23 protein-coding genes, 1 tRNA gene, 1 rRNA gene and 1 riboswitch are annotated in these 22246 nt (G+C 43.4%); of the genes, 9 read left to right on the top strand and 16 right to left on the bottom strand.

Annotated elements, in window-relative coordinates:
- Positions 1–38: 38 nt before the first annotated feature.
- Positions 39–1577: ribosomal RNA gene (locus tag CEF21_RS18075) — 16S ribosomal RNA — on the bottom strand.
- A gap of 230 nt (positions 1578–1807) precedes the next feature.
- Entirely contained in the window at positions 1808–2119 is a 312-nt protein-coding gene (locus tag CEF21_RS18080; RefSeq protein WP_123918771.1) for an MGMT family protein, read from the bottom strand.
- A 121-nt stretch (positions 2120–2240) separates the two neighbouring features.
- Positions 2241–2341: riboswitch (TPP riboswitch) on the top strand.
- Positions 2342–2438: 97 nt separating this feature from the next.
- Here CEF21_RS18080 and thiT point away from each other — a divergent pair.
- Positions 2439–3026: an energy-coupled thiamine transporter ThiT gene (gene thiT / locus CEF21_RS18085; RefSeq protein ID WP_123918773.1), complete on the top strand. Its 588-nt coding sequence runs from the start codon at positions 2439–2441 to the stop codon at positions 3024–3026.
- Between the two features lie 3 nt (positions 3027–3029).
- On the opposite strand, the gene CEF21_RS18090 is transcribed toward thiT, so the two are convergent.
- Positions 3030–3668, bottom strand: coding sequence for a class D sortase (locus tag CEF21_RS18090; RefSeq protein ID WP_123918775.1), 639 nt, complete (start codon positions 3666–3668; stop codon positions 3030–3032).
- Positions 3668–4840, bottom strand: coding sequence for a processed acidic surface protein (locus CEF21_RS18095; RefSeq protein WP_123918777.1), 1173 nt, complete (start codon positions 4838–4840; stop codon positions 3668–3670). The genes CEF21_RS18090 and CEF21_RS18095 overlap by 1 nt, the downstream gene beginning before the upstream one ends.
- A gap of 159 nt (positions 4841–4999) precedes the next feature.
- On the opposite strand from CEF21_RS18095, the gene CEF21_RS18100 reads away from it, so the two are divergent.
- Positions 5000–5188, top strand: a complete 189-nt coding sequence (locus CEF21_RS18100) for a hypothetical protein (RefSeq protein WP_123918779.1) — start codon at positions 5000–5002, stop codon at positions 5186–5188.
- Between the two features lie 35 nt (positions 5189–5223).
- On the opposite strand, the gene CEF21_RS18105 is transcribed toward CEF21_RS18100, so the two are convergent.
- Positions 5224–5757 (bottom strand): GNAT family N-acetyltransferase, encoded by a 534-nt coding sequence (locus CEF21_RS18105; protein WP_123918781.1) that lies wholly within the window; start codon positions 5755–5757, stop codon positions 5224–5226.
- Positions 5732–6721 carry a DMT family transporter gene (locus CEF21_RS18110; RefSeq protein ID WP_123918783.1) on the bottom strand — a complete coding sequence of 330 codons (990 nt, stop codon included), beginning with the start codon at positions 6719–6721 and terminating at the stop codon, positions 5732–5734. The genes CEF21_RS18105 and CEF21_RS18110 overlap by 26 nt, the downstream gene beginning before the upstream one ends.
- Before the next feature lie 124 nt (positions 6722–6845).
- Here CEF21_RS18110 and CEF21_RS18115 point away from each other — a divergent pair, with 124 nt between their 5' ends.
- Together CEF21_RS18115 and CEF21_RS18120 are read left to right on the top strand one after the other, a co-directional pair.
- On the top strand, positions 6846–8465 hold the full coding sequence (locus CEF21_RS18115) for an AMP-binding protein (protein WP_123918785.1): 1620 nt from the start codon (positions 6846–6848) through the stop codon (positions 8463–8465).
- A 67-nt stretch (positions 8466–8532) separates the two neighbouring features.
- Positions 8533–9027 (top strand): DinB family protein, encoded by a 495-nt coding sequence (locus tag CEF21_RS18120; RefSeq protein ID WP_123918787.1) that lies wholly within the window; start codon positions 8533–8535, stop codon positions 9025–9027.
- Between the two features lie 39 nt (positions 9028–9066).
- On the opposite strand, the gene CEF21_RS18125 is transcribed toward CEF21_RS18120, so the two are convergent.
- Positions 9067–9408: a hypothetical protein gene (locus tag CEF21_RS18125; RefSeq protein WP_123918789.1), complete on the bottom strand. Its 342-nt coding sequence runs from the start codon at positions 9406–9408 to the stop codon at positions 9067–9069.
- Between the two features lie 277 nt (positions 9409–9685).
- On the opposite strand from CEF21_RS18125, the gene CEF21_RS18130 reads away from it, so the two are divergent.
- Positions 9686–9758, top strand: a tRNA-Ala gene (locus CEF21_RS18130).
- A 79-nt stretch (positions 9759–9837) separates the two neighbouring features.
- Here CEF21_RS18130 and CEF21_RS18135 read toward each other — a convergent pair.
- Complete coding sequence (locus CEF21_RS18135) at positions 9838–10818, bottom strand: L,D-transpeptidase family protein (RefSeq protein ID WP_277423914.1); 981 nt, start codon at positions 10816–10818, stop codon at positions 9838–9840.
- Between the two features lie 255 nt (positions 10819–11073).
- Between CEF21_RS18135 and CEF21_RS18140 the strand changes: the two genes are divergently transcribed.
- From CEF21_RS18140 to CEF21_RS18150, 3 genes are all read left to right on the top strand, one after another.
- On the top strand, positions 11074–11337 hold the full coding sequence (locus CEF21_RS18140) for a hypothetical protein (protein ID WP_123918791.1): 264 nt from the start codon (positions 11074–11076) through the stop codon (positions 11335–11337).
- 342 nt (positions 11338–11679) lie between these two features.
- A complete protein-coding gene (locus tag CEF21_RS18145) occupies positions 11680–14061 on the top strand; it encodes a penicillin acylase family protein (RefSeq protein ID WP_123920377.1) in 2382 nt (793 codons plus the stop codon).
- A gap of 153 nt (positions 14062–14214) precedes the next feature.
- The gene (locus tag CEF21_RS18150; protein ID WP_123918793.1) at positions 14215–14928 is read left to right on the top strand and encodes an FTR1 family iron permease; all 714 of its coding nucleotides are present in this window, start codon (positions 14215–14217) and stop codon (positions 14926–14928) included.
- A gap of 129 nt (positions 14929–15057) precedes the next feature.
- Here CEF21_RS18150 and CEF21_RS21790 read toward each other — a convergent pair whose 3' ends face one another.
- The 7 genes from CEF21_RS21790 to CEF21_RS18180 form a co-directional block, all read right to left on the bottom strand.
- On the bottom strand, positions 15058–15228 hold the full coding sequence (locus CEF21_RS21790) for a VOC family protein (RefSeq protein ID WP_346773375.1): 171 nt from the start codon (positions 15226–15228) through the stop codon (positions 15058–15060).
- Between the two features lie 135 nt (positions 15229–15363).
- Complete coding sequence (locus CEF21_RS18155) at positions 15364–16476, bottom strand: RNA-guided endonuclease TnpB family protein (protein ID WP_123918795.1); 1113 nt, start codon at positions 16474–16476, stop codon at positions 15364–15366.
- 11 nt (positions 16477–16487) lie between these two features.
- Entirely contained in the window at positions 16488–16886 is a 399-nt protein-coding gene (gene tnpA, locus CEF21_RS18160; RefSeq protein ID WP_123913036.1) for an IS200/IS605 family transposase, read from the bottom strand.
- Between the two features lie 95 nt (positions 16887–16981).
- Positions 16982–17248, bottom strand: a complete 267-nt coding sequence (locus tag CEF21_RS18165; protein WP_206427783.1) for a hypothetical protein — start codon at positions 17246–17248, stop codon at positions 16982–16984.
- Positions 17249–17509: 261 nt separating this feature from the next.
- On the bottom strand, positions 17510–18895 hold the full coding sequence (locus CEF21_RS18170; protein ID WP_123918797.1) for a nucleoside recognition domain-containing protein: 1386 nt from the start codon (positions 18893–18895) through the stop codon (positions 17510–17512).
- Positions 18873–19589, bottom strand: a complete 717-nt coding sequence (locus tag CEF21_RS18175) for a FeoB small GTPase domain-containing protein (RefSeq protein WP_123918799.1) — start codon at positions 19587–19589, stop codon at positions 18873–18875. The genes CEF21_RS18170 and CEF21_RS18175 overlap by 23 nt, the downstream gene beginning before the upstream one ends.
- Complete coding sequence (locus tag CEF21_RS18180; protein WP_123918801.1) at positions 19582–19833, bottom strand: FeoA family protein; 252 nt, start codon at positions 19831–19833, stop codon at positions 19582–19584. The genes CEF21_RS18175 and CEF21_RS18180 overlap by 8 nt, the downstream gene beginning before the upstream one ends.
- Before the next feature lie 233 nt (positions 19834–20066).
- Between CEF21_RS18180 and CEF21_RS18185 the strand changes: the two genes are divergently transcribed.
- Entirely contained in the window at positions 20067–20555 is a 489-nt protein-coding gene (locus CEF21_RS18185) for an SH3 domain-containing protein (RefSeq protein ID WP_123918803.1), read from the top strand.
- Positions 20556–21092: 537 nt separating this feature from the next.
- On the opposite strand, the gene CEF21_RS18190 is transcribed toward CEF21_RS18185, so the two are convergent.
- Positions 21093–22025, bottom strand: a complete 933-nt coding sequence (locus tag CEF21_RS18190) for a DUF3298 and DUF4163 domain-containing protein (protein WP_123918805.1) — start codon at positions 22023–22025, stop codon at positions 21093–21095.
- Between the last annotated feature and the right edge of the window lie 221 nt (positions 22026–22246).

The raw sequence follows: 22246 nt of genomic DNA on the forward strand, positions 1-22246 counted from the left end.
ATCGCTGCACCGCATGGGTGCTGATAATTCTTCCTTAGAAAGGAGGTGATCCAGCCGCACCTTCCGATACGGCTACCTTGTTACGACTTCACCCCAATCATCTGCCCCACCTTAGGCGGCTGGCTCCCTTACGGGTTACCCCACCGACTTCGGGTGTTGCAAACTCTCGTGGTGTGACGGGCGGTGTGTACAAGGCCCGGGAACGTATTCACCGCGGCATGCTGATCCGCGATTACTAGCGATTCCGGCTTCATGCAGGCGAGTTGCAGCCTGCAATCCGAACTGAGAATGGTTTTATGGGATTCGCTGAACCTCGCGGTTTCGCTGCCCTTTGTACCATCCATTGTAGCACGTGTGTAGCCCAGGTCATAAGGGGCATGATGATTTGACGTCATCCCCACCTTCCTCCGGTTTGTCACCGGCAGTCACCTTAGAGTGCCCAACTGAATGCTGGCAACTAAGATCAAGGGTTGCGCTCGTTGCGGGACTTAACCCAACATCTCACGACACGAGCTGACGACAACCATGCACCACCTGTCACTCTGTCCCCCGAAGGGGAACCTTCTATCTCTAGAAGTGGCAGAGGATGTCAAGACCTGGTAAGGTTCTTCGCGTTGCTTCGAATTAAACCACATGCTCCACCGCTTGTGCGGGCCCCCGTCAATTCCTTTGAGTTTCAGTCTTGCGACCGTACTCCCCAGGCGGAGTGCTTAATGCGTTAGCTGCAGCACTAAAGGGCGGAAACCCTCTAACACTTAGCACTCATCGTTTACGGCGTGGACTACCAGGGTATCTAATCCTGTTCGCTCCCCACGCTTTCGCGCCTCAGCGTCAGTTACAGACCAGAGAGTCGCCTTCGCCACTGGTGTTCCTCCACATCTCTACGCATTTCACCGCTACACGTGGAATTCCACTCTCCTCTTCTGCACTCAAGTCCTCCAGTTTCCAATGACCCTCCCCGGTTGAGCCGGGGGCTTTCACATCAGACTTAAAAGACCGCCTGCGCGCGCTTTACGCCCAATAATTCCGGACAACGCTTGCCACCTACGTATTACCGCGGCTGCTGGCACGTAGTTAGCCGTGGCTTTCTGGTTAGGTACCGTCAAGGCGCGGGCAGTGACTCCCGCACTTGTTCTTCCCTAACAACAGAGCTTTACGATCCGAAAACCTTCATCACTCACGCGGCGTTGCTCCGTCAGACTTTCGTCCATTGCGGAAGATTCCCTACTGCTGCCTCCCGTAGGAGTCTGGGCCGTGTCTCAGTCCCAGTGTGGCCGATCACCCTCTCAGGTCGGCTACGCATCGTCGCCTTGGTGAGCCATTACCTCACCAACTAGCTAATGCGCCGCGGGCCCATCTGTAAGTGACAGCATAACCGTCTTTCAATTCCGAACCATGCGGTTCGAAAGGTTATCCGGTATTAGCTCCGGTTTCCCGGAGTTATCCCAGTCTTACAGGCAGGTTGCCCACGTGTTACTCACCCGTCCGCCGCTGATCTCCGAAGAGATCCGCTCGACTTGCATGTATTAGGCACGCCGCCAGCGTTCGTCCTGAGCCAGGATCAAACTCTCCAAAAAGTAGTTTGACTAGCTCTTGTTTGTTGCTCTAGAATTAACGTTGGCACTTCGATTTGTTTAGTTTTCAAAGATCATTTTGTATCCGCTTCATTAGCGGCTTTAATAATATATCACGCTGTTCCCTATGAGTCAACAACTTTTTAATTTTTTATTTCAAAAGCGTTTCTCTGTTTCAGCGACGTTTATTAATATACCACTATATTTCTAATTGCACAATGTTTTTTTGAAAATTAGTTTTGAATTTTGTACTGGTATTTTTCAAGATCAATTTTCTTTCCATCATTTATAATTACTCCTTCCATAGTAAGAGCTTTTTGCTGCCGCTCCAGTACGTGCTCATCTTTTATGGAAAGTTCTCCTTTTGAGTTAATTACCCGATGCCATGGCAAATTGTGTTTCCTGCTCATGGAATGCAGAATTCTTACAACCTGCCTCGCCGCTCTCGGACTACCTGCTGCAAAAGCAATTTGCCCGTAAGTCATCACCTTTCCTTCAGGAATATTTCTTAAAATGTGAATAACCCGTTCTGTAAATGGCTCCACTTCATTTCCCCCTTTCCATTGACATTCTCCATACTACCAGATAAACAAGAGTTTTTTTCCAAATAATCATTGTCGAATTTTGTTCAGTGGTGTATAGTAAAGACAATTAAATACATCGGTATACGACCACAAGGGGAGCCTTAGGCTGAGAGTGAACGTTCTGTTCTAGACCCTTTGAACCTGTTAGTTAACACTTGCGTAGGGATGTGGCTTGATCGTTTAATTTCGTGATTAAAGCAGTGCGTGGAGGCAAGCAGGTATCCCCGCATTGCTTTTTTATTTTCTCCTTTTGGTCGGTTTCCGTGAAAGAGGAGTCTTTATGAAAAATCAAAAACTGCTATTTTTATCAGAAACTGCTATACTAACCGCTTTAGCCTTATTGCTCGATATGCTTTCCAGCTTTATTATCAAAATGCCTCAGGGCGGCTCTCTGTCGCTTGGAATGATCCCGATTTTTATCATGTCCTTCAGATGGGGATTGAAAGGCGGATTGCTCACAGGCCTGTTAACCGGTATTTTGCAGCCGTTTTTAAGCACTCCATTTATTGTTCATCCGGCGCAGGCTATTTTAGACTATCCGCTTCCATTTATGCTGGCAGGAATGAGCGGTTTATTTTCAAGCTGGGTACACTCCGCATTGAAGCTAAATAAATGGAGCGCTTTGACAGCTATTATGACTGCTACTTTTGCCGGATCTATCCTCCGCCTGGCTTCACACGTTTTATCCGGTGTTGTCTTTTTCGGCTCATACGCTCCAAAAGGAACTCCAGTCTTTACGTACTCCTTTGTCTATAATGCTACTTGGATTATTCCAACATGGATCATTGCAGGCATAGCGGTGTGGCTTGTTGTGATGAACTCACCCGGAATCATTAAAAGTACTCATAAAAAAACCGTAAGCCTCTGAGGCTTACGGTTTTTCTGTTTTTATAAGGTTCGCGATCAGAACATAGCGTTTAGGCGCAGAACCAATGAAGTTAAATGGATAGCAAGTGGATACCGTTAATGTCGCTCTTGGTTTAGGGACAATAACAGTCCGATCATCTGCATCTACGATACGGACTTTTCGGATTTTATAAGTAAACCGGCCCGCCGACGTAGTCACAATCAGATGGTCACTCACCCCAACTTTGCCAAGTTCCCTGAATACTGTATCGCGATGTCCGGATAATACAGAATTGTCCTTTTCCCCCGGGAGCACGGAATCTGCAAAATGCCCGACCCCTTTTTCAAGTTCGTCTTCATCCGTCCCATGATAGATGGGCAGAGAAGCCTGGAGTTTTGGTATGAAAAGTTCTCCCAGTTCCTCACCTGCTGCAGGTCTTTTCTTATATAAAGGAGCAGGTGTTTTTAGGGCAATATTTTTTGAACTGGAGGGCACCGCCTTTGCAGTGGATTCCTGGTCTTTATGATGTTCATAAAAAAAGTATGCTTTGGCGAATTTAAATGCATTGGTACTCGTCACATATAGTCCTGCTGAAAAAAGAATCACGGCAATAAAAAGAAGAAGCAAATGCTTCTTCTTACTTAATAGAAGGAAATGCTTCATCAGAATGACTTACTGACCTTTCTCCCAATCAGGAAAGCTGCACCCATCAAAGCTGCGCCTGCCAGCATCCAGTCGGCATGATATCCGGCTGTTTTTGGCATCTTTGCACCTCTAATTGTCGCTTCCGGTTTGGAAGTGCGGTTCTTAACGGCAGAGACTGCTTCAGACGTTTCTTTCATATCCTGTCCTGTTTGCTTGATTAATTCAGATCCAATCATTTCAGATGTAAGGGTCATATCCAAAATCAGTTTATTGTCCAGATCATAAAGTTCAATAAACAGGTCGGCCCCATCTACATCCTTTAGGCTCATCATGGTTTGAAGCGTCAGTTCTTTCTTAATGCCATCCTTAACCAGATAATACTTTGCCTGCAGTTCCAGAAGATCCATCATATCTCCATATATCGAGATCATCTCTTGTATATCTTTTTCAGACAGCTCATCTACACTTTCAAAGTCACTGATGGCCATCATTCGGTCTCCAAGCTGCATAAGCTGTGATTCAAGGTATGGATTATTTTGATACACTTTTTCAAAATGAGCAGCAAGGCGTTCAAATTCTTCTTGAGTCAAACCAAGACCATTGAAAATATCCTCAAACTGCCCCTCCATATCCGGGAGCTCCATTGAGTTATAAATATCCTCATCTAATTCTTCTATTGACTGATAATCTTCCAGTGAAAGATTATGCTCTTTCATAAATTGATCAAATTCTTCCCGTGAAGCAAAATCGTAGCTCTCCCATAATTCCTGAAGAGTTTCATCGTTGATTTCGGTAGGATAATCCCCTGCGATTTGGATGGTTTCCAGCAGGAAATTCTCAAAGTAAAAAATATCCTGGATTTTTTCGCCTTCGTACAAATCCCCGTTTTCCATTAGAAGATCTGTCAATTGTTCTTCAGTAAGTTCATATTTTGCAAGAATTTCTGCAAGAACATCATCGGTTACTCTTCTTCCTAGATGATTTCTTAACTCTTCTACACTATTAAATTCATCAAACATTTTGTAATCAAAATTTTCCAAGTATGTCTCAAGCTGAGTATGGGTCAGGTTTATCTCTTTTAAATAGTCTTTGTAATGGCTGCTATTTACGTCAATCTTGCCTGCGGCCAGTGCTGTATGCGCGATTAACAGCTGAAGCAGAACAAGACATGCCGCGAAATATTTTTTCAACGCGGTATCCCCCTGTAATATTTGTAATCTAGAAAATTATATACTGAAATTTTTGTAATGTATAGCACAATATTTTCTGCCGCTTCTAAGAAATGGTTCTATTTTTACTTGCAGAAGAATGTAATAGAGTAGAAGGAATTACCTGCGGGAGGCTATAAAATGATGGCAGCTTATTATTTTATGCTTGGAAGTATGCTTCTTTCTGTTTTTCATTTTCTTTACAGTTATAAAGAAGCAATCAGGGTCAGCAATGAGGAAGGTCCTGTTTTCGGATGGGGATTGGTATTCAATGTGCCGCTTGCATTTCTCTTTGCTATTTTAGCAAATTTGTTTTATCAGCAGCTATAACAAAAGGGGCTCCATTGAGGAGGCCCCTTTTCTTCTTAAACTCTATTCCCCTGAAGCAGCATCGATTTGAGCCGTTCTATATCTTTCCAGCCAAATGCGTATTCAATATGGCTGCCTTTTCCGATTGTAAATGTTTCTTCTGCAATCAGCTCCGGAAAATAGGACTCATAAAAACCTCTTGAAGGATTCTCACTGATTACCCACACCATTACAGATTGGCAGCCCTTTTCTATCAGATCGTCGACGGAATTTAGAAACAGCGCGCTTCCAAGTCCTTTGCGCTGTACCTCTTCCAAAAGATAAATGGCATAAATTTCGCCATCAAATCCATACTTTTCTGTCCGCTCATTTCCAAAGCTTGAAAAACCGACAATTCTGTCCTCTTCATCTTCTGCGAGAAACAGCTGATCCAAATCAGCATTTGCCCATTGATTCTCTTTTTGTTCATATGTAAGGGCATTTAGATATTCAGCATCCACAATATTGCGATAGGTTGTTCTCCAGCTTGTAACATGAACCTCTGCAATCCCTTTTATATCTTCTTTAACTGCCTTCCTTATCTTGAACAATTCGGTTCCCCCTATTTCTCTCCATAGTATTAGTATTCTCTATACCCGAATTCTTTCCTGAATCATCCATTTTTTTAGATAGAGCAGATTCTTTTTTTATATCTCCGGCTATAAAGAGCAAAACGCCTGCAAATATTACAGCACTTCCGGCTGCCTGTGTCAGCATGATTTTCTCTTCTAATACATAATAAGCAAGCAGAATGGCACCGACAGGCTCAAATAAAATGGCCACTGAAATCGTATTTGTACTAATCCATCTCAATGCCCAGTTAAATAAGGAATGCCCGAGCAGATTCGGAAAAACAGCCAGCATGAGAAGCCAGATTAAATTTTCACCGCTGCCTGGATTTAAATTATAGGAAAACAATAGACAGTACAAAAGCAATGTTATAGCACTAATCGCATAAACAAGTGTTGTCTGCAATATGAGAGAATGCCTCTTCCTTACCTCTTGACCGAACAATAAGTACGCGGTCACCATAAAGCATGCCGTTAGTGCTAAAAAATCTCCCGCCAGTGCCCATCCGCTGATTTGAAAGTCACCCCAGCTAATAATCAGGCTCCCAACGATGGCAAGCCCGGCACTCCAAACGGCCTGTCTCGTAACTCTCTCGCCAAAAAAGAGAAAAGTTCCTATGAATGCAAATAGAGGCTGCAGCGTCACAAGGACAACAGAGCTTGCTACAGAAGTTAATGCAAGAGATTCAAACCATAGAATGAAATGAAAGGCGAGAAAAACCCCGGCAAGGGTCAGATACAGCCAATCCTTGCGGGACATTCTTTTTATTCCTGCCCCTTTTGCGATGAAAAAGAACGGCAGCATAAGGATGGCAGAAAAAAACATTCGATAAAAGGCCGTAACCGGCGCCGGAGTCGAGGTCATCTTAACCAGGACGGCTGATGCCGAGACCGAGAGCACCCCGATTAATAAAGCGAAGTATGCATAAGATTTTTGTTTATTCACGCTGATCTCCTTGCCTCTTACAAGTTCTCCGGTAAGGCGAGATTTGTAGAAGGATAGTTTTTAAAATATTCTGTTAATATTGTATAATGAAAGCGTTAACTCGACTGATTGAAGGAGGCTCTTAATGAATTCATTAAAACAAATGACCATCGGGAAAATGTTTCAAGAAACGGCAATGAAGTTTGGACAGCGGGAAGCCATTGTTTATTCAAAAGAAGAGATTCGCTATACTTATCAAGAATTTTACGAGGAAACAGCCAAAATAGCAAAAGCTCTTATTGGTTTAGGGATAAAAAAAGGAGACCATATCGCGGTTTGGGCGACCAATGTTCCGGAATGGCTGCTTCTTCAGTTCGCAACCGCAAGAATGGGGGCGGTTTTAGTAACCGTTAATACGAGCTATCAAGTCCATGAATTGGAATATTTACTCCATCAATCGGATTCTTCCGCTCTATTTTTAATCGGCGGGTTTAAAGGGAGCTCTTACACCGATATGATTCAATCGATTATGAACCGGCCGGACCACCCGCTGACCATGCTCAAGCACCAAGTATACATAGGAAAAGGACCAACACCAAATGGCATGGCCTCCTGGAATGAATTCCTTTTGCATGGAGCTTCTGTATCAGACGATGAGCTGGAGAGAATAGAAAAAGAGCTTGACCAGCACGACGTCATAAATATGCAGTATACCTCTGGCACAACAGGATTTCCGAAGGGTGTTATGCTCACCCATCATAACATTGTCAATAATGGGTTTTTAGTAGCCAGTGCGATGAAGCTGACAGAAGAGGACCGGCTGTGCATCCCTGTTCCCTTCTTTCATTGCTTCGGCTGTGTATTAAGCACAATGGCAGCCGTAACCGTAGGTGCTGCAATGGTTCCTATCGTTGAATTCAGCCCGGACCTTGTGCTCGAAACCGTTGAAAAAGAACGATGCACTGGATTGCAGGGTGTTCCTACTATGTTCATTGCAGAACTATCCCTGGACTCTTTTTCTTCCTATGACCTCACTTCATTAAGGACAGGAATTATGGCAGGTTCCACATGCCCCATTGAGGTCATGAAAAAAGTGATCAATCAGATGGGGATGAACGAAATCACCATCTGCTATGGACAAACAGAATCCTCGCCCGTTATTACTCAAACCACGGTCAATGACCCCATTGAGAAAAAAGTCGAAACCGTGGGGAAACCGCATCCCCATGTAGAAGTAAAAATCATGAATCCCGCTACAGGAAAAGAAGCAGCTATAAACGAACAGGGGGAGCTGTGTACAAGAGGTTACTTGGTGATGAAAGGGTATTACAAAATGCCGGACGCAACGAGTGAAGCAATCGATGGGGAAGGCTGGCTGCATACAGGCGACCTTGCCGCTATAGATGAAGAAGGATATGTGAAAATAACAGGCAGGCTGAAGGATATGATCATAAGAGGCGGGGAAAATATTTATCCTCGTGAAATCGAAGAATTCCTTTATCGTCATCCAGATATAGTCGATGTTCAAGTCATCGGCGTACCGGATGAAAAGTACGGGGAGAGAACCGCGGCATGTATCCGGGTAAGAGAAGGAGCCACTATTACAAAAGAGGAGATTCAATCCTATTGCAAAGGGCAAATTGCCTTTTATAAGATTCCCGAATATTGCTTTTTTATGGACGAATACCCTATGACGGCTTCAGGGAAAATCCAAAAATTCAAACTTCGCGAGCAGGCAATGGACTGGATAAAAGAGAGAGTTTAAACAAGGTATATGAAGCGACACTCAGGAACGGGTTTGGTATGATAAACAGGAAGAGGAGGAATCGGCCATGTTTGAACATATGCAAAAAGTCAGAGAAGAATTGCTAAACACTGTTAATACAGTATCTGAGGAGAAGTTTAATGAAAAGCCGGCTCAAGATGAATGGAGCATCGCACAGGTTGTCGATCACCTGCAGAAAATAGAGAATGTTCTCCTTGAAAGCCTGAAAAAATCCATTCACCAGGCGGAGAACAAAACGGTTGAGGAAAAACAGCTTGAGGCAGTAACGGACAGGACAAGAAAGGTGCCTGCACCTGAACATGTCTCACCCGGACCTGTTCCGATTGACCGTACAGAGACTATAACGGCACTGGAAGAAGCACGCCGCGACTTAAACAACTTCACAGAACTGCTCTCTAAGGATTTTGATCTTAAGACACGATCTTTAAGACATCCTGTATTAGGGGAAGTTTCAATTAAACAGTGGATTGAATTTGTGGGCTACCACGAAGAACGCCACCTTCTGCAAATTAAAGAGGTTAAAGAAAAAATCAGTGCCTGATTCGCACGGCAGCCGGATTTTCATCATCCGGCTGCTTTTTTACTTTTGGAACAGCCGCTTTACATCGCCCGTCACACGGTCGACCGAGTAATTTACAGCTTCATCTCCGGACGTTGTATTGCTGTCCATCCAAGTGGCGCGGCATATGAATTCATCAGTCGTTTCAAGTAAGAATGCAGCACCGGCTTCTTTTTTTCCGCTCCGTTCAAGAAAGTCTACCACAAGCAGAAGCGCCTCGTCTTTCGAAACTTCATGATCCGCCAAAACCTCTTGCTGTATGGGTGATTTAAACCCTGCTGCATTAATCAGCTCATCTCCAAAAAACTCATAGAGCATAAACAGAGCCAGTCCTGCCACAAGCACTGTCTGCAAAACTTTCATGCCTTTTGCCTCCCGCCTTTATATCTAATGATATTATCGGTGCATATGCTCTTTGTATAAAGTGCATTTATGTAAATTCATTGTAAAATTTGGGTCCTTTTGCACATCTTTAACGCTTTCTTACATCCCGGCAATCAATATCCGGCAGACATATGCCGAATCCGGTTAATAATGATGGCTTTAACATAGCCATTTTAAAAAAATACACAAAACAGTCTTGACTTTTCAGGAAAATGGTTTATGATTTATATTATGCGTTAAACAAATAAAATATTACGGGGGCTTAGCTCAGCTGGGAGAGCGTTTGGCTGGCAGCCAAAAGGTCAGCGGTTCGATCCCGCTAGTCTCCATCTAAAAAAACACCCTTGCGGATGCAAGGGTGTTTTTTTGTTCTCTTTTCGTAAAGCTTTTCAGTTGCCGTCCATGTCCTTACTTCAAAATGGCTTTTTTCGTTGCCGGTCCCACTATTCCATCTGCTGTGAGGAGATTGGCTTTCTGAAATGCGATGACTGCTTTTTCGGTGTTTGGACCAAATACCCCGTCCGTTCCATTTGTATTATATCCCCGAGCAGAGAGCTTTTGCTGCAGTTCTTTTACTGCAGGGCCTTTACTCCCTTTTTTCAATGTTCCGCTGTTCGCTAGCGAAGATCCGGGCTGCGGTGCACTTGATCCATTTAATGCATTCCATGTGTTAGTGCCGGCGATTCCATCTGCCGTAAGTCCCCTGCTTTTCTGGAAAGCACGAACCGCTCTGTCTGTAGCGGGACCAAAAATACCATCAACGCCTCCTGTATTGAATCCAAGCTTGGTTAATTTGCGCTGAAGATCTGTCACTGCCTCTCCCCTGCTTCCTGCCTTGACCGTGTCTCCGCTTGAACCGGTATTCCCGCCTGGCTTTACGTTATATCCGTAAGATTTGGCTATTGCATCAAATGATTTACCTGAGCTTGTTATCATTACGGTAGTATTGACTGGGACTTGATTATAAAGCCATTCCACTTCATTATCATACATCCTGACACAACCGCTGCTGACATACCCGCCAATTGAGCTTGGATTATTGTTCCCGTGGATACCATATGTTGAACCGGATGTTCCCCGGGCATTTAACCCCATCCACCTGTTGCCGAGCGGGTTTCTCGGATCGCCTCCTGGAATATGTCCTTTATAATAAGGTCTGTTTACGATTTTTTGAACAATCTTGAATTTCCCCTCAGGTGTAAGCGACTGGCTTCTCCCTGTTCCTACCTTAAACACACGTTTCAGCCTGCTGTTTTCATAAAAGGCAAGCTTGTTTGACGACTTATTAATGATGATAAACTTGGTTGATGCTGCAGATGCATCCCGTATGCCTGCAAAAGAGAACAGAAGAAATGCACTGCAAAACACAATAAGCCATTTCTTTAGCAAAATCTCAACCCCCGGTTTAATTTTTTCAAACAGTTATATCTATGCATGGGGTGAGCAGAGAAGTTCCATTTTTACCAATTTAGTCTGAGAAATGGTAAAAAACAGATCAATCGGGGAATATCCTGTCGTTATTTCTATAATCCTGATTTTCCACATGAGATTTTGCTGATAATTGAAGATAAATTTTTGCAGGAAAACAGAAGGTTTTCTCAAAATAATAAGAAACAGCTTTTATATTTATAAAAGCGCGAAACTGTGCTGAAAAAAGCGGCGCAAGGTAATCAGACAAGCAGAGTTAAGCAGCGCAAAAACTTAAAAAAGGTGGTTAAAGAAATGGTTCAGGAATTTTCTTTACAGCAAATAGCAGAAGGGTTGCCTAAATCTGTATTAAATGCCTCAGATAGAGATTTAGAAGGGTTTCAGAAAATTATTGAAGAAACGATTAAATTAAGAGAGGGACATAAAAATCTGCAAAAAATGATAAAGAGCTATTCAACTTCTGTAATTCAGCGTTCTTAATATCTTAATGAGCCTTTTCTGAAGGCTTTTTTCTTTTTCTTTGGCTATCTTAAAGCATGTTGTTGATTTTTAACCCCTGTGGAAGGCGAGAGACTCCTGCTTAGAGCAGCTGGACAGCTGGCGAAGCCAGGAGGAGGCTCACCGCCTGCCCAAGGATAAGCGAACGGCTGCCAGCTGCAATCAACACCCAAGTTTAACAGCGCTTTTTCTTTAAGTTTGCTAAGGATTTTTTACTGAATTTTCTATTATTACAGAAAATACTTCGTGCTAACCCTCCCTGTTTGCTATATAAATAAATTATAGATAGACCAAAAAAAGGGGGCATTGAATTTGCAGACAAATATTCCATTGGAGATTAAGAAAAAGCGTCCGGTAAGAAAGTGGCTCTTGATAAGCCTTTCAGTAGTTGCGCTTATTCTTATTTCAGCCGGTATTTTTGTAAACGTTTACACAGAGAGGAGCCTGCCTAAGATATCCGGTGAAACAGCCATTTCAGGAATTATGAAAGAAACGACCGTTGTGAGAGATCAGGAGGGTGTACCGCACATAAAAGCCGGAAGCGAAAAAGACTTATATATGGCCCAAGGCTATGTACAGGCCCAGGACCGGCTCTTTCAAATGGATTTAAGCCGGAGACAAGCTTCCGGAATGCTGAGTGAAGCAGTTGGCGAGGCCACCATTGACCGGGATAAATTTTTTAGGACCCTTGGATTAAGGAGAGCTGCAAAAGCATCCCTATCTGCCTATGATCCAAAGTCTCTTCAAGTTCTCCAGTGGTTTGCAGATGGAGTCAATGCTTATATAAAAGAGGCAAAAAAAGAAGGCAAACTCCCGGTGGAATTCACACTTTTAGGATATGAGCCTTCCAAGTGGACGCCTCTTGACTCTCTGACCATCGGGAAATACATGGCATTTGATTTAGGGGGACACTGGCAGGGACAGGCGTTTCGTTATTGGGCAATGGAACAGCTTACAAAAGAAGAGGCCATGGAACTTTTTCCGAGTTATCCAAAAGATGCTCCTGCTATCCTTTCCAGCTATAAAGACGTAAAGCTCGATATCCGGAATACGTTTGCAAGTGCGGTTATTCCCCGTGAATTTAATGGAAGCAATAACTGGGTAGTAAGCGGGAAGAAAACCGTATCAGGCAAACCTCTGCTGGCTGACGATCCCCACCTCGGCCTGGCTACCCCGTCGATTTGGTACCAGATGCATCTCACCTCTCCTTCCCAGAATGTAAGCGGGGTAATTTTTGCAGGTGTTCCAGGAATTATTTTGGGCCATAATGCAAAAATTGCCTGGGGAGTGACGAATACAGGGCCCGATGTACAGGATCTTTATATTGAAAAGCGCAATCCTCAGGATGAGTCAAAGTTCCTTCATAACGGAAAATGGGAACAGGCAAAGGTAATAAAGGAACCTATTAAGGTTAAAGGCAAAGAAACAATCCCCTACAAGGTGACGGAAACGAGGCATGGACCTGTCATCTCAGAGTTTGCATTGGATAAGAAAAAAGATACGGTTCTTGCCTTGAAATGGACGGCCTTGATGCCAAGCACCGAGCTGCAGGCAGTTCTCAACATGAACCGCGCCCAAAATTGGAATGATTTCGAAAAGGCATTGGAAGGATTCCACGTCCCGACTCAAAACTTTGTTTTTGCGGGAGAGGATGGAACGATTGCCTACAAAGCAAACGGAAAAATACCTATCCGCAAAAAAGGAGACGGCCTCCTTCCTGTCCCGGGGTGGACAGATGAGTATGAATGGGCGGGATTCATTCCGTGGGATCAGCTGCCCCGCAGTGTGAATCCTGAAAAAAGATTCCTGGCAACCGCCAACAATAAAGTCATTGATGACCGGTACCCTTACCACATCAGCAATCACTGGGCCCAGCCTTACCGGTATATGAGGATCGAGGAGGTTTTAGCCGGAAAGGAAAAACTGTCCGCAAAGGATATGATGAAGCTGCAGATGGATCAGAAAAATCTCTATGCGCAGGAATTTGTTCCCTCCTTTCTTAATGTACTAAAAGGACAAAACCTCACAGCCCAGGAGAAAAAAGCTCTTTCTCTTCTTAAAAATTGGAATTACGAAGACAATGCGGAAGCCGGGGCTCCCCTTGTATTCCACCTTTGGATGAAAGAGCTCCCAAAGGTACTATTCGCGGAGAAGGTTCCAAAGGACATGGATGAACTTTTTGAAGGAAAACAGCAGGCAGTGGATGAATTGCTCCGTAAAGCCCTTAAAGGGGAAAAATCCGTTTGGATTGAGGGCAAAGGCGGCATTGAAAAAGTTTTGCATTCTGCTCTGAAAAACGTCCTTGCTGATATTGAAGATCAATACGGCAAAGACCCGTCAGCATGGAAATGGGGAGATTATCATCAGGTTTATTTTGCCCACCCGCTTTCAGCTGCTTCACCTGTTCTCGAATGGGTTTTCAACCGGGAAAAGCCCCTCCCAGTCGGCGGCAGCCAGGTGACAGTGCAGGCTGCTGCCTATGAAGAGGACGGAGTCGTTGATCATGGTGCTCCATGGCGTTTCGTAGCTGACCTGTCCGACTTGTCAAAAGCTTATCATAATAACAGTCCTGGGCAATCGGGGCATTTCCGGAGCCGCTGGTATAGCAATCAGCTGAAAAACTGGGTGGAAGGAACGTATCATGAAACCTCCCTCACCCATAACGGCAAAAAGAACGATGTCCTTAAATTGAAGCCAGCTGAATAATGGAATTGGGGGTATGCATCTGAATAGAATGCATACCCCTTTTGTCCCAAACAGGATGAAACTATTTTCCCGATACTGTATTGACATTGATATTAATTCTCATTATCATATAAATGAGAATGAATTTCATTATAGGTTAAGGGGATGGAATAGATGTGGTCTAGTTTATTTCTTGCATTACGCGAGGGGCTTGAAGCAGCACTAATTATAGGAATTATTTTAATACATACCACGAAAATAAACCGGAACGACCTTAAATCGTCCGTATACTTCGGAGCGGGATTTGGGTTGATCGTCAGTGTAATTGGCGGATTTATCGGGTTTTCCGGCGCACAGGAGATGGAAGGCGCATCTGAAGAATGGTTTGAAGGCATTATGATGCTCGCGGCGTCCGGACTCATTGCTTACTTTATTTTATGGCTGCACCGGAACAGCGATGTTTCAAATTCTGTTGCGTCAAAGGTTTCTTCCAATACATCTCGAATCAGTTTATTCGTTTTGGCTTTTCTCTCCGTATTTAGAGAGGGACTTGAGCTGATGATCTTTAATCTTACGCAAATTTCGCAGCACGCCGGATTGGTTGCTGCTGGAAATATTCTTGGAATTATCCTGGCAGTGGCCATAACCGTTGTACTATTCAAAACAGCAGTTAAGCTGAACTTATCTGTTCTATTCAAAGTACTCGGCGTCGTTCTGATTTTCCTTGGAGCCGAAATGTTTGGAGAAAGCCTGTTGAAATTTTATGAGGACGGCGGAGAATTACTGGAGAAAGCAGGCTTCGCATTATTCATGCTTCCTTCCCTTTACATTCTTTTGAAGAACGATTTAAGAAGAATGAGAGTGACGCGAAAACAGGCGGACGTGTAAATTACACTTGACTGCTGATCTGCTGCAGACGTTAAAAAATCAGCATCATTCTTTAACATCGCCAATAAAAACTAAACAGAGATAACCAGTTAAAACAGCCGGGCCTGCCCCCGGCTGTTTTCTTCTCGTTCAGCAATTGGCAATCATGATTACATTTCCGTCAGGATCCTGTATATTGAACCAGGCCGTTTCGCCCGCCCATTCCAGTTCCCTCACAATCTTTATTCCTTTATTTTGTACGTATACATAAGCCTCCTCTATGTCAGAAGTATAGAGATTAAAAATTGGATTATGGCTTATGCTTGCTGTGAACTACCCACCACTTACCACCCTTACAGGTTGCTTGAAGTGGGGGCTTCTTGGGTAATCGCCACTTTTACCAGCTGACGAAATGGACCAAGCTAACCCTCTTGTTCCAAGAGTTTATATTTATGACTAGGCAATCGCTAATAAGTGAATGCCTTCTTTTTTGATATTGATTGCCGCGTTGACATCTCTGTCAAGATGAAGCCCGCATGAACATGTATATGTTCGAAGGTTCATTGGCATTGATTGCGTGTTTCCGCAACCCGAACAAGTCTTGGTAGATGGAAACCACTTGTCGATTTTGACAAGTTTCTTCCCTTGTTCGTTTAGTTTGTATTTCAAGAAAGAAGTGAACATCCCCCACCCGTTATCCGCAACACTTTTGCCAAACTTCAAGGCTTGCGACATTCCTTTCATATCCAAGTCTTCAATAATGACGGCATCATAAGTTTTCACCATTTCTTTTGACTTATGGTGAAGAAAGTTCTTGCGTTGATTGGCGACTTTTTCTTGAATTTTGGCAACTCGAACACGTTGTTTATTCCAATTCGAAGAGCCTTTCTTCTTGCGAGAAAGTATACGCTGTTCTTGGGCTAATTTATCAAGCATTTGACGATAGAACTTCGGATAATTGGCTTTCTTACCCTCGCTATCGACATACAATCCATCCATCGCAAAATCCAACCCAACGACGTTTTCAATTTTTTTAATTTCAATTTGCTTCTCGTACTCTGTGAGGATGGAAATGTAGTATTTTTCTGATGCAGTCATTGATAGGGTACAAGATTTGATGACATACTCCGCAGGAATAGCTCGATGTTGTTTGATTTTGACCTTTTTGAGTTTCGGCAATTTGATATGACCATCCAACAGTTGAATGTTTCCATTCACGACATTGGTTGTATAGCTTTGTTTGTGTCGTTTGTTTTTGAACTTCGGAAACTTGGCGTTTCCTTTGAAAAAGGCTTTATACGCTTTATCCAAGTTTAGTTGAGCGTTCGCTAACGATAACGAGTCTACTTCTTTCAGCCACTCGAACTCACTCTTGTACTTAGCTGGAGTCGGATGTTTTACTTTTTTCAATGCTTCTTTGTCCTCTTTCAACCGTTCATAAGTCGCTTTTCGTTCCGCTAACATTTTGTTGTACACAAAACGAACACAACCGAAGGTTTTACGGATAACCAGTACCTGTTCTTCTGTTGGGTACAAGCGGAATTTATACGCTTTGTTTTGTTTAGCCATATCAAATCACCTCATTTCATCCCTTGATTTTCGATATATTTCTTCACGATTTCAAGAGGAGAACCGCCAGTCGTCAACAAACAGAAACTTCTTGACCAGAACATCTCTTTCCACAACTTTTTTCGGACAAGAGGGAACTCTTTTTTTATAAGCCTTGAACTGGCACTTTTGTATGCGTTGATAAACTTAGATAATTCCGTGTTTGGGTGAGCTTTGAACAAGATATGAACGTGGTCGATGTCGTGATTCCACTCGACCAATGTAATATTGTAGTTTTCACCCAATGAGACAAATTTATCTTTGGCATAGTCTGAAATAGTGTCGTCAATGACATTTCTTCTATATTTCACAACTAAGACAAGATGGTAATGCATCAAGAATACTGAATGGTTATTACTATCTAATTTCATTGATAAATGAGTCCTTATTTGTTATAAGACTGATTATACCAAATGGCAAAAACAAAAGCCTTTGGGCTGTCGCCCAACCAAAATTCATCTCCCCCTTACCGTTGGTGCTGTCTCACCTTCACACGCTTGAAGAGGGAGACTTCTTTCGAAAGTTCGTTAAATTGTGAATCAAAGCTGTGATCATCCAAGGTGAGAGAGGTTGTTCCATTGATAGGAACGTTGCAGACAGGGGAATGAACTTTTTCCAAATCAGCCTCCTGCCCCATCAGCTCAAAATACCATTGGGCAGAAGCCTTTAAATTCCTCACGTGAACAAATACAGCATTCATTTGGTTTTTAATCGGGACTGCAGCAGCTTTCATTTTCAACCTCCTATGGATGTAGTAACTCTATTTTATTCCTTTTGTTCCCAAACAGGAAGCTCTACTCGACTGTTCATTTCTGCTCCTGGCGGCCGGTGACCCTTCAGTCTGCGAGGTCTCATCTGTCCCGCTGCTTCCGCAGGTCCTCCTCTCCATTAAGCAGGTGTTAAAAAATCAGCATCATTTATTAACCCAGCCAAAAAGAAAAAAGCAAAAACCCTTTTGATTGAGGATTTTTGCTTCTTTTCCATTACTCTTTCCTTAAACCCACCCAAACAGCTGCGCCGCCCTGGCAAGAATAAACGTCACCGCAATTGCTATAACCGTCGGAATGATAAAGGACATGAACGTCCATTTCTTGCTTTTTGTTTCTTTATAGATATTGATTAGTGTCGTGCCGCACGGAAAGTGAAGCAGGGAGAACAGCATCATATTTAAAGCCGTCAGCCAAGTCCATCCATGATCAAGGAAAATTTGTTTTAGATCCATTAAATTATCGACTTCCGTCAAAGATCCTGTGGAGAGATACCCCATTAAAAGGACAGGCAAAACAATTTCATTTGCCGGCAGGCCGATTATAAAGGCAGCTAAAATATATCCATCCATTCCGAGCATTTTCCCAAATGGATCGAGAAAATTGACGAAGTACATAAGGATGCTCGTATCTCCGATAAAGACGTTTGCCAGAATCCATGTCAGCATCGCAGCCGGTGCAGCAATCTTTACGGCCCTCATGAGGACGGAAATGGACCGGGTAAGAGAGGCACGGATAACGGTATCCCAGACTTTCGGTTTCCGATATGGCGGCAATTCCAGCGTATAATGGGTCGGTACCCCTTTTAAAGCCGTCTTTGACAAAACGTAAGAGACCGCAAAGGTAACGATAATTCCAAAAAGAACAATTCCAACAATGACAGCGGTTGTGATTAGAGAAGCCAGGCCTCCCGTAAATCCTGCTGCCATAAATAACGAGGACAGAACAATGAGCGTTCCCCATCTTCCATTGCAGGGGACAAAGTTGTTCGTGAGAATGGCAAGCATTCTCTCTCTTGGTGATTCAATAATTCTCGTAGACAACATGGCAGCGGCATTGCATCCGAACCCCATTGCCATCGTCAGCGACTGCTTCCCATGTGCCCCAACCTGTTTGAAAATACGGTCCATATTAAACGCAACCCTTGGAAGATATCCAAAGTTTTCAAGGAGGGCAAATACAGGAAAGAATATGGCCATTGGAGGCAGCATAACGCTGATTACCCAGGTTGTTCCTCTAAAGAGACCGAGCACCAGGATTCCATACAGCCAGTCAGGGGCTTTAGCCCATTGAAAAAAGACGGACAGATACCCTTCCAGCCAGCCAAAAAATTCACCAAGCATGGAAGAAGGAATATTGGCTCCCGCAATTGTCAAATAAAAGACTGCCCCGAGCATCACAAGCATAATAGGAAAACCGAATACAGGAGAAGTCAGCACAGCATCAAGCTTTTCAGTACGAACATCCTCCTTCGTTTTACTGTACGTCACCGTTCTGGCACAAAGCTCTTTGCTTCTTTCGTGGAGGCTTTGGACAATCCCGTCCCTTATTTCATCGGAAGATATGTCCCTTGCTTCTCTAAGGACCTGATCAAACTGAAGACTTAATTCCACTGGGAAGTCCCTCCTTTTCCGCCATACGTCCTTTTAATTCATCCAGCAGAGATTCGTCTCCGTCCAACAGCCTCAGGGCCACCCATCTTGCCGAAAGTTCATCATCGATGAGCGGACTGACAAGAGGTTCAATCCGGCTGATTTTCTCCTCAATCACTTCATTGTAGCTGATCAATTTAGGCTGGCATTCTATGACTCCTTTAACCAATCGGTCCATCGTGTCAAACAGGATGGGAAATCCTGTTTTATTGCGGGCTGATATTTTGACGACAGGAACACCGAGTCTCCTTGTCAGCTGCTGTTCATTAATATGAATGCCCCGTTTAGCAGCTTCATCTATTAAATTGACACATACAATAACATTTGTTGTCATTTCAAGAACCTGCAAAGCAAGGTTCATGTTGCGCTCAAGGGATGTAGCATCGAGCACAACAAGCGTAAGATCCGGTTTTTCAAAAACAATATAGTTCCTCGCAACCTCTTCATCCTTTGAATTGGAAAATAATGAATACGTTCCCGGCAAATCAATTAGCTTATAGGTTTCGCCCTTATGCTGCATCGTTCCTTCAGCCATGTCGACCGTTTTTCCAGCCCAGTTTCCGGTATGCTGCTTTAATCCAGTCAATGCATTGAACAAAGTGCTTTTCCCCGTGTTTGGATTTCCGGCTAATGCTACGCGGTACACATTACTCATCAGCGATCAACTCTCCTTCGATCTTCATGCTTTCTTCTTTTCTTAATGCAATGATTGTTTGACTGACCCGGAATGCGATTGGATCTCCAAGCGGACTTTTTCTGACTACCTTGACAACAGCGCCGGGAATAAAACCTAAATCAAGGAGTCTTCTCCTCATCACCCCTTCAAGAGAGAGGGAGGTGATTCTTAAGGTATCTCCCTTATTCGCTTGGCTGAGACAAACTGTTTTAGAAATACCCATTTATTTTTCACCCTTACTATTATTTTTACCTAACGCAACTTTTTCTTTTATATTATGATTCTATTCATAAAATGTCAATTGCCAATCCAAAGTGAAGAAAAAATTTTTAAATGAAAACAAAAAACCTTCTGCCGAGAACGAAGGTTTTTTGTTTTATCTGAGTTTAACTTGTAACAATCTGCTTGTTCAGGCCGTTCTATTTTCGAATACAAATAACGATTGAGGTGGATAAAATGAACAGATGGTTCAAAACAGCAGGTACAACGGTTCTTGCCATTGGTATACTCTCGTCGCCGCTCAGCACAAATCTCCCTTTTGCAGAAACACATTCAGCTAAAGCATCCGCTGCCTACACGTATGAAGTGACGGCCAGTCAATTAAATATCCGTGCTGCTGCCAGTACGAAAGCAAAAATCGTCGGAACCCTTCCAAAAGGAGCAGCCGTTGAGATAAAACGGATCACCTCAGGGTGGATTTCTTTTCAATATAAAGGGAAAACCGCTTATGCCAGCTCTAAATACGTCCTTCCAATCGCCGGCACCGGGATAGCAAAAGCGAATGTAAACTTGAGATCATCCTCCAGCACGAAAGCGAAAAGCCTGACGGTCATTCCAAAAGGAGCAAAAGTGAAGGTTCACGAATGGGGTTCTGAATGGTCGAGAATCGACTATCGGGGAAAAAAAGGATGGGCCAGCTCCAAGTATTTACTTGGATTTGATTGATCGGGCCTTGGGGAAAAGGGGAGGTCCAGCCCTCTTTTCCCCAAGGGACTAGCCAGTCATATTAAATGAAAACAGGGAAATGCATAGAATGCGTTTCCCTGTTTTCATTTGATGAGATTTTTTAGTTTTAGAGACTCCATATCAATCCTTTTTACTCACAATGAGCGGCAAAGCATCAACAGACTTAAACTCCTCTTTATTAAACAAGCAAACTTCCATTAACTCTTTTATTGTCCCAGCTTGAGTTACCTCTTTTTGATCGATGGGGACAGTCCGGAGCTGCTGCTTCACCGGTCCGTTTGAGTTAGGTTCAATACAATACTCGGCTCCTGCCCGTTTCTGCTTCTGCGATGATTCCTCCACCCAGACAGGCAGTCTGAACGTCCATAACTGGCGGTTCTTCCCCTTTTTTCTGGTCTGCTGATTTTCAAAGGCGCTTGGCTGGCTGCCTTTATCCCCCGTCTTCTCTGTATGCCGAATCAGGGCGGTGCATTTTATTCTTTTCTCTAAGCATCCTGTTTAGACAAATCCAAAAGGCTATTGATATACAGAAATCGGTACGGTCACTTCCGGCATTCCGGATGCGTAAGGGCCCACTTCATATTGTTGAAAAATAAGCTTTATCCCTTTGCTGTGAAACGTCCATGTCCTGCTGTTGTTTATTGTTATATCTTTTAAAGCGTCTTCGAAAATAGCCGTCTGCTGTTTATTCGCCTGATTTCTCAAATCAGCAGCTGCATAATTTTTCAGTTTGGCTATTTTATCATGGATGACTTTTGTTAGTTGAAACGGAGTGCCATTAAGCGTATTAAAATTAAGCGTTTTTGCGAAGGTCGTCCCATGGGCTCCCCCTAAATACTGGTATTCATAAAATACAATACTCAGAAGATGATTTTTATTGAAGTGGATTTCATAAGTCGATTTGTACTCATATGGGACCCATTTATAAGGTTTGCCGTCTTTTTCCCATTGCTCTTTATCCTTCTCTTCTTTTTCTTTAAAGGCCTTGTATTGAACGGCACTTTTTCCCGCTTGGTTCTTCAGCTCCTGATTAATGGCTTTCTCTGCTTCCCGGTTCGTCATCCCGATCATTTGAGGATACTCTACAGGAGCAGAGCCCTCTCTCATTCTTATGGACTTGATCCCGTTTACTGCTTCATAACGGGACCTGGATGGAGTTTCATATTTTACTGTTCTGTCAGATTGGACATATTTCCCTCCGCCGATTCCAAACCAGCCGCCCCGATTTGTATAAACTCTTGATACATGGTTTTGTTTTAGAGTTGAAATCTTTTTGTAAGCAGAACCTTCTTTTGTATAAATGGAGGTATCTGTCAATGCTGTAACCCTTCCGATTTGCCCGGGTTTTAATTCTGAACCGGACCATGAAGCGGCTGCTAGAGCAGGCTCATGAGGCATTGCGCCGAAAGCAATTCCCAGTGCAAGTAAAGCCAACCATGCTTTTTTCATTATGCTGCATCCCTTCCTCTTGATTTGCAGAGAACCTCTCTGCTTACCTATAAAACGAAGCCAAGCGGAAAATAGTTTCCTTCCAATTAACCCATTCTTTATTTACGGTCAAATCCCTGCTTTTCATTTGCTCTGTTTATCAGTATGATAAAAAAAACAAAAACCGGAAAATATTTGCCCAGTCCTGCTCTTACCTGCCAGCTGGCAGGTAAGAAAGCTTC

The organism is Bacillus sp. FJAT-42376 (assembly GCF_003816055.1).
Classification (GTDB): domain Bacteria; phylum Bacillota; class Bacilli; order Bacillales; family Bacillaceae; genus Metabacillus_B.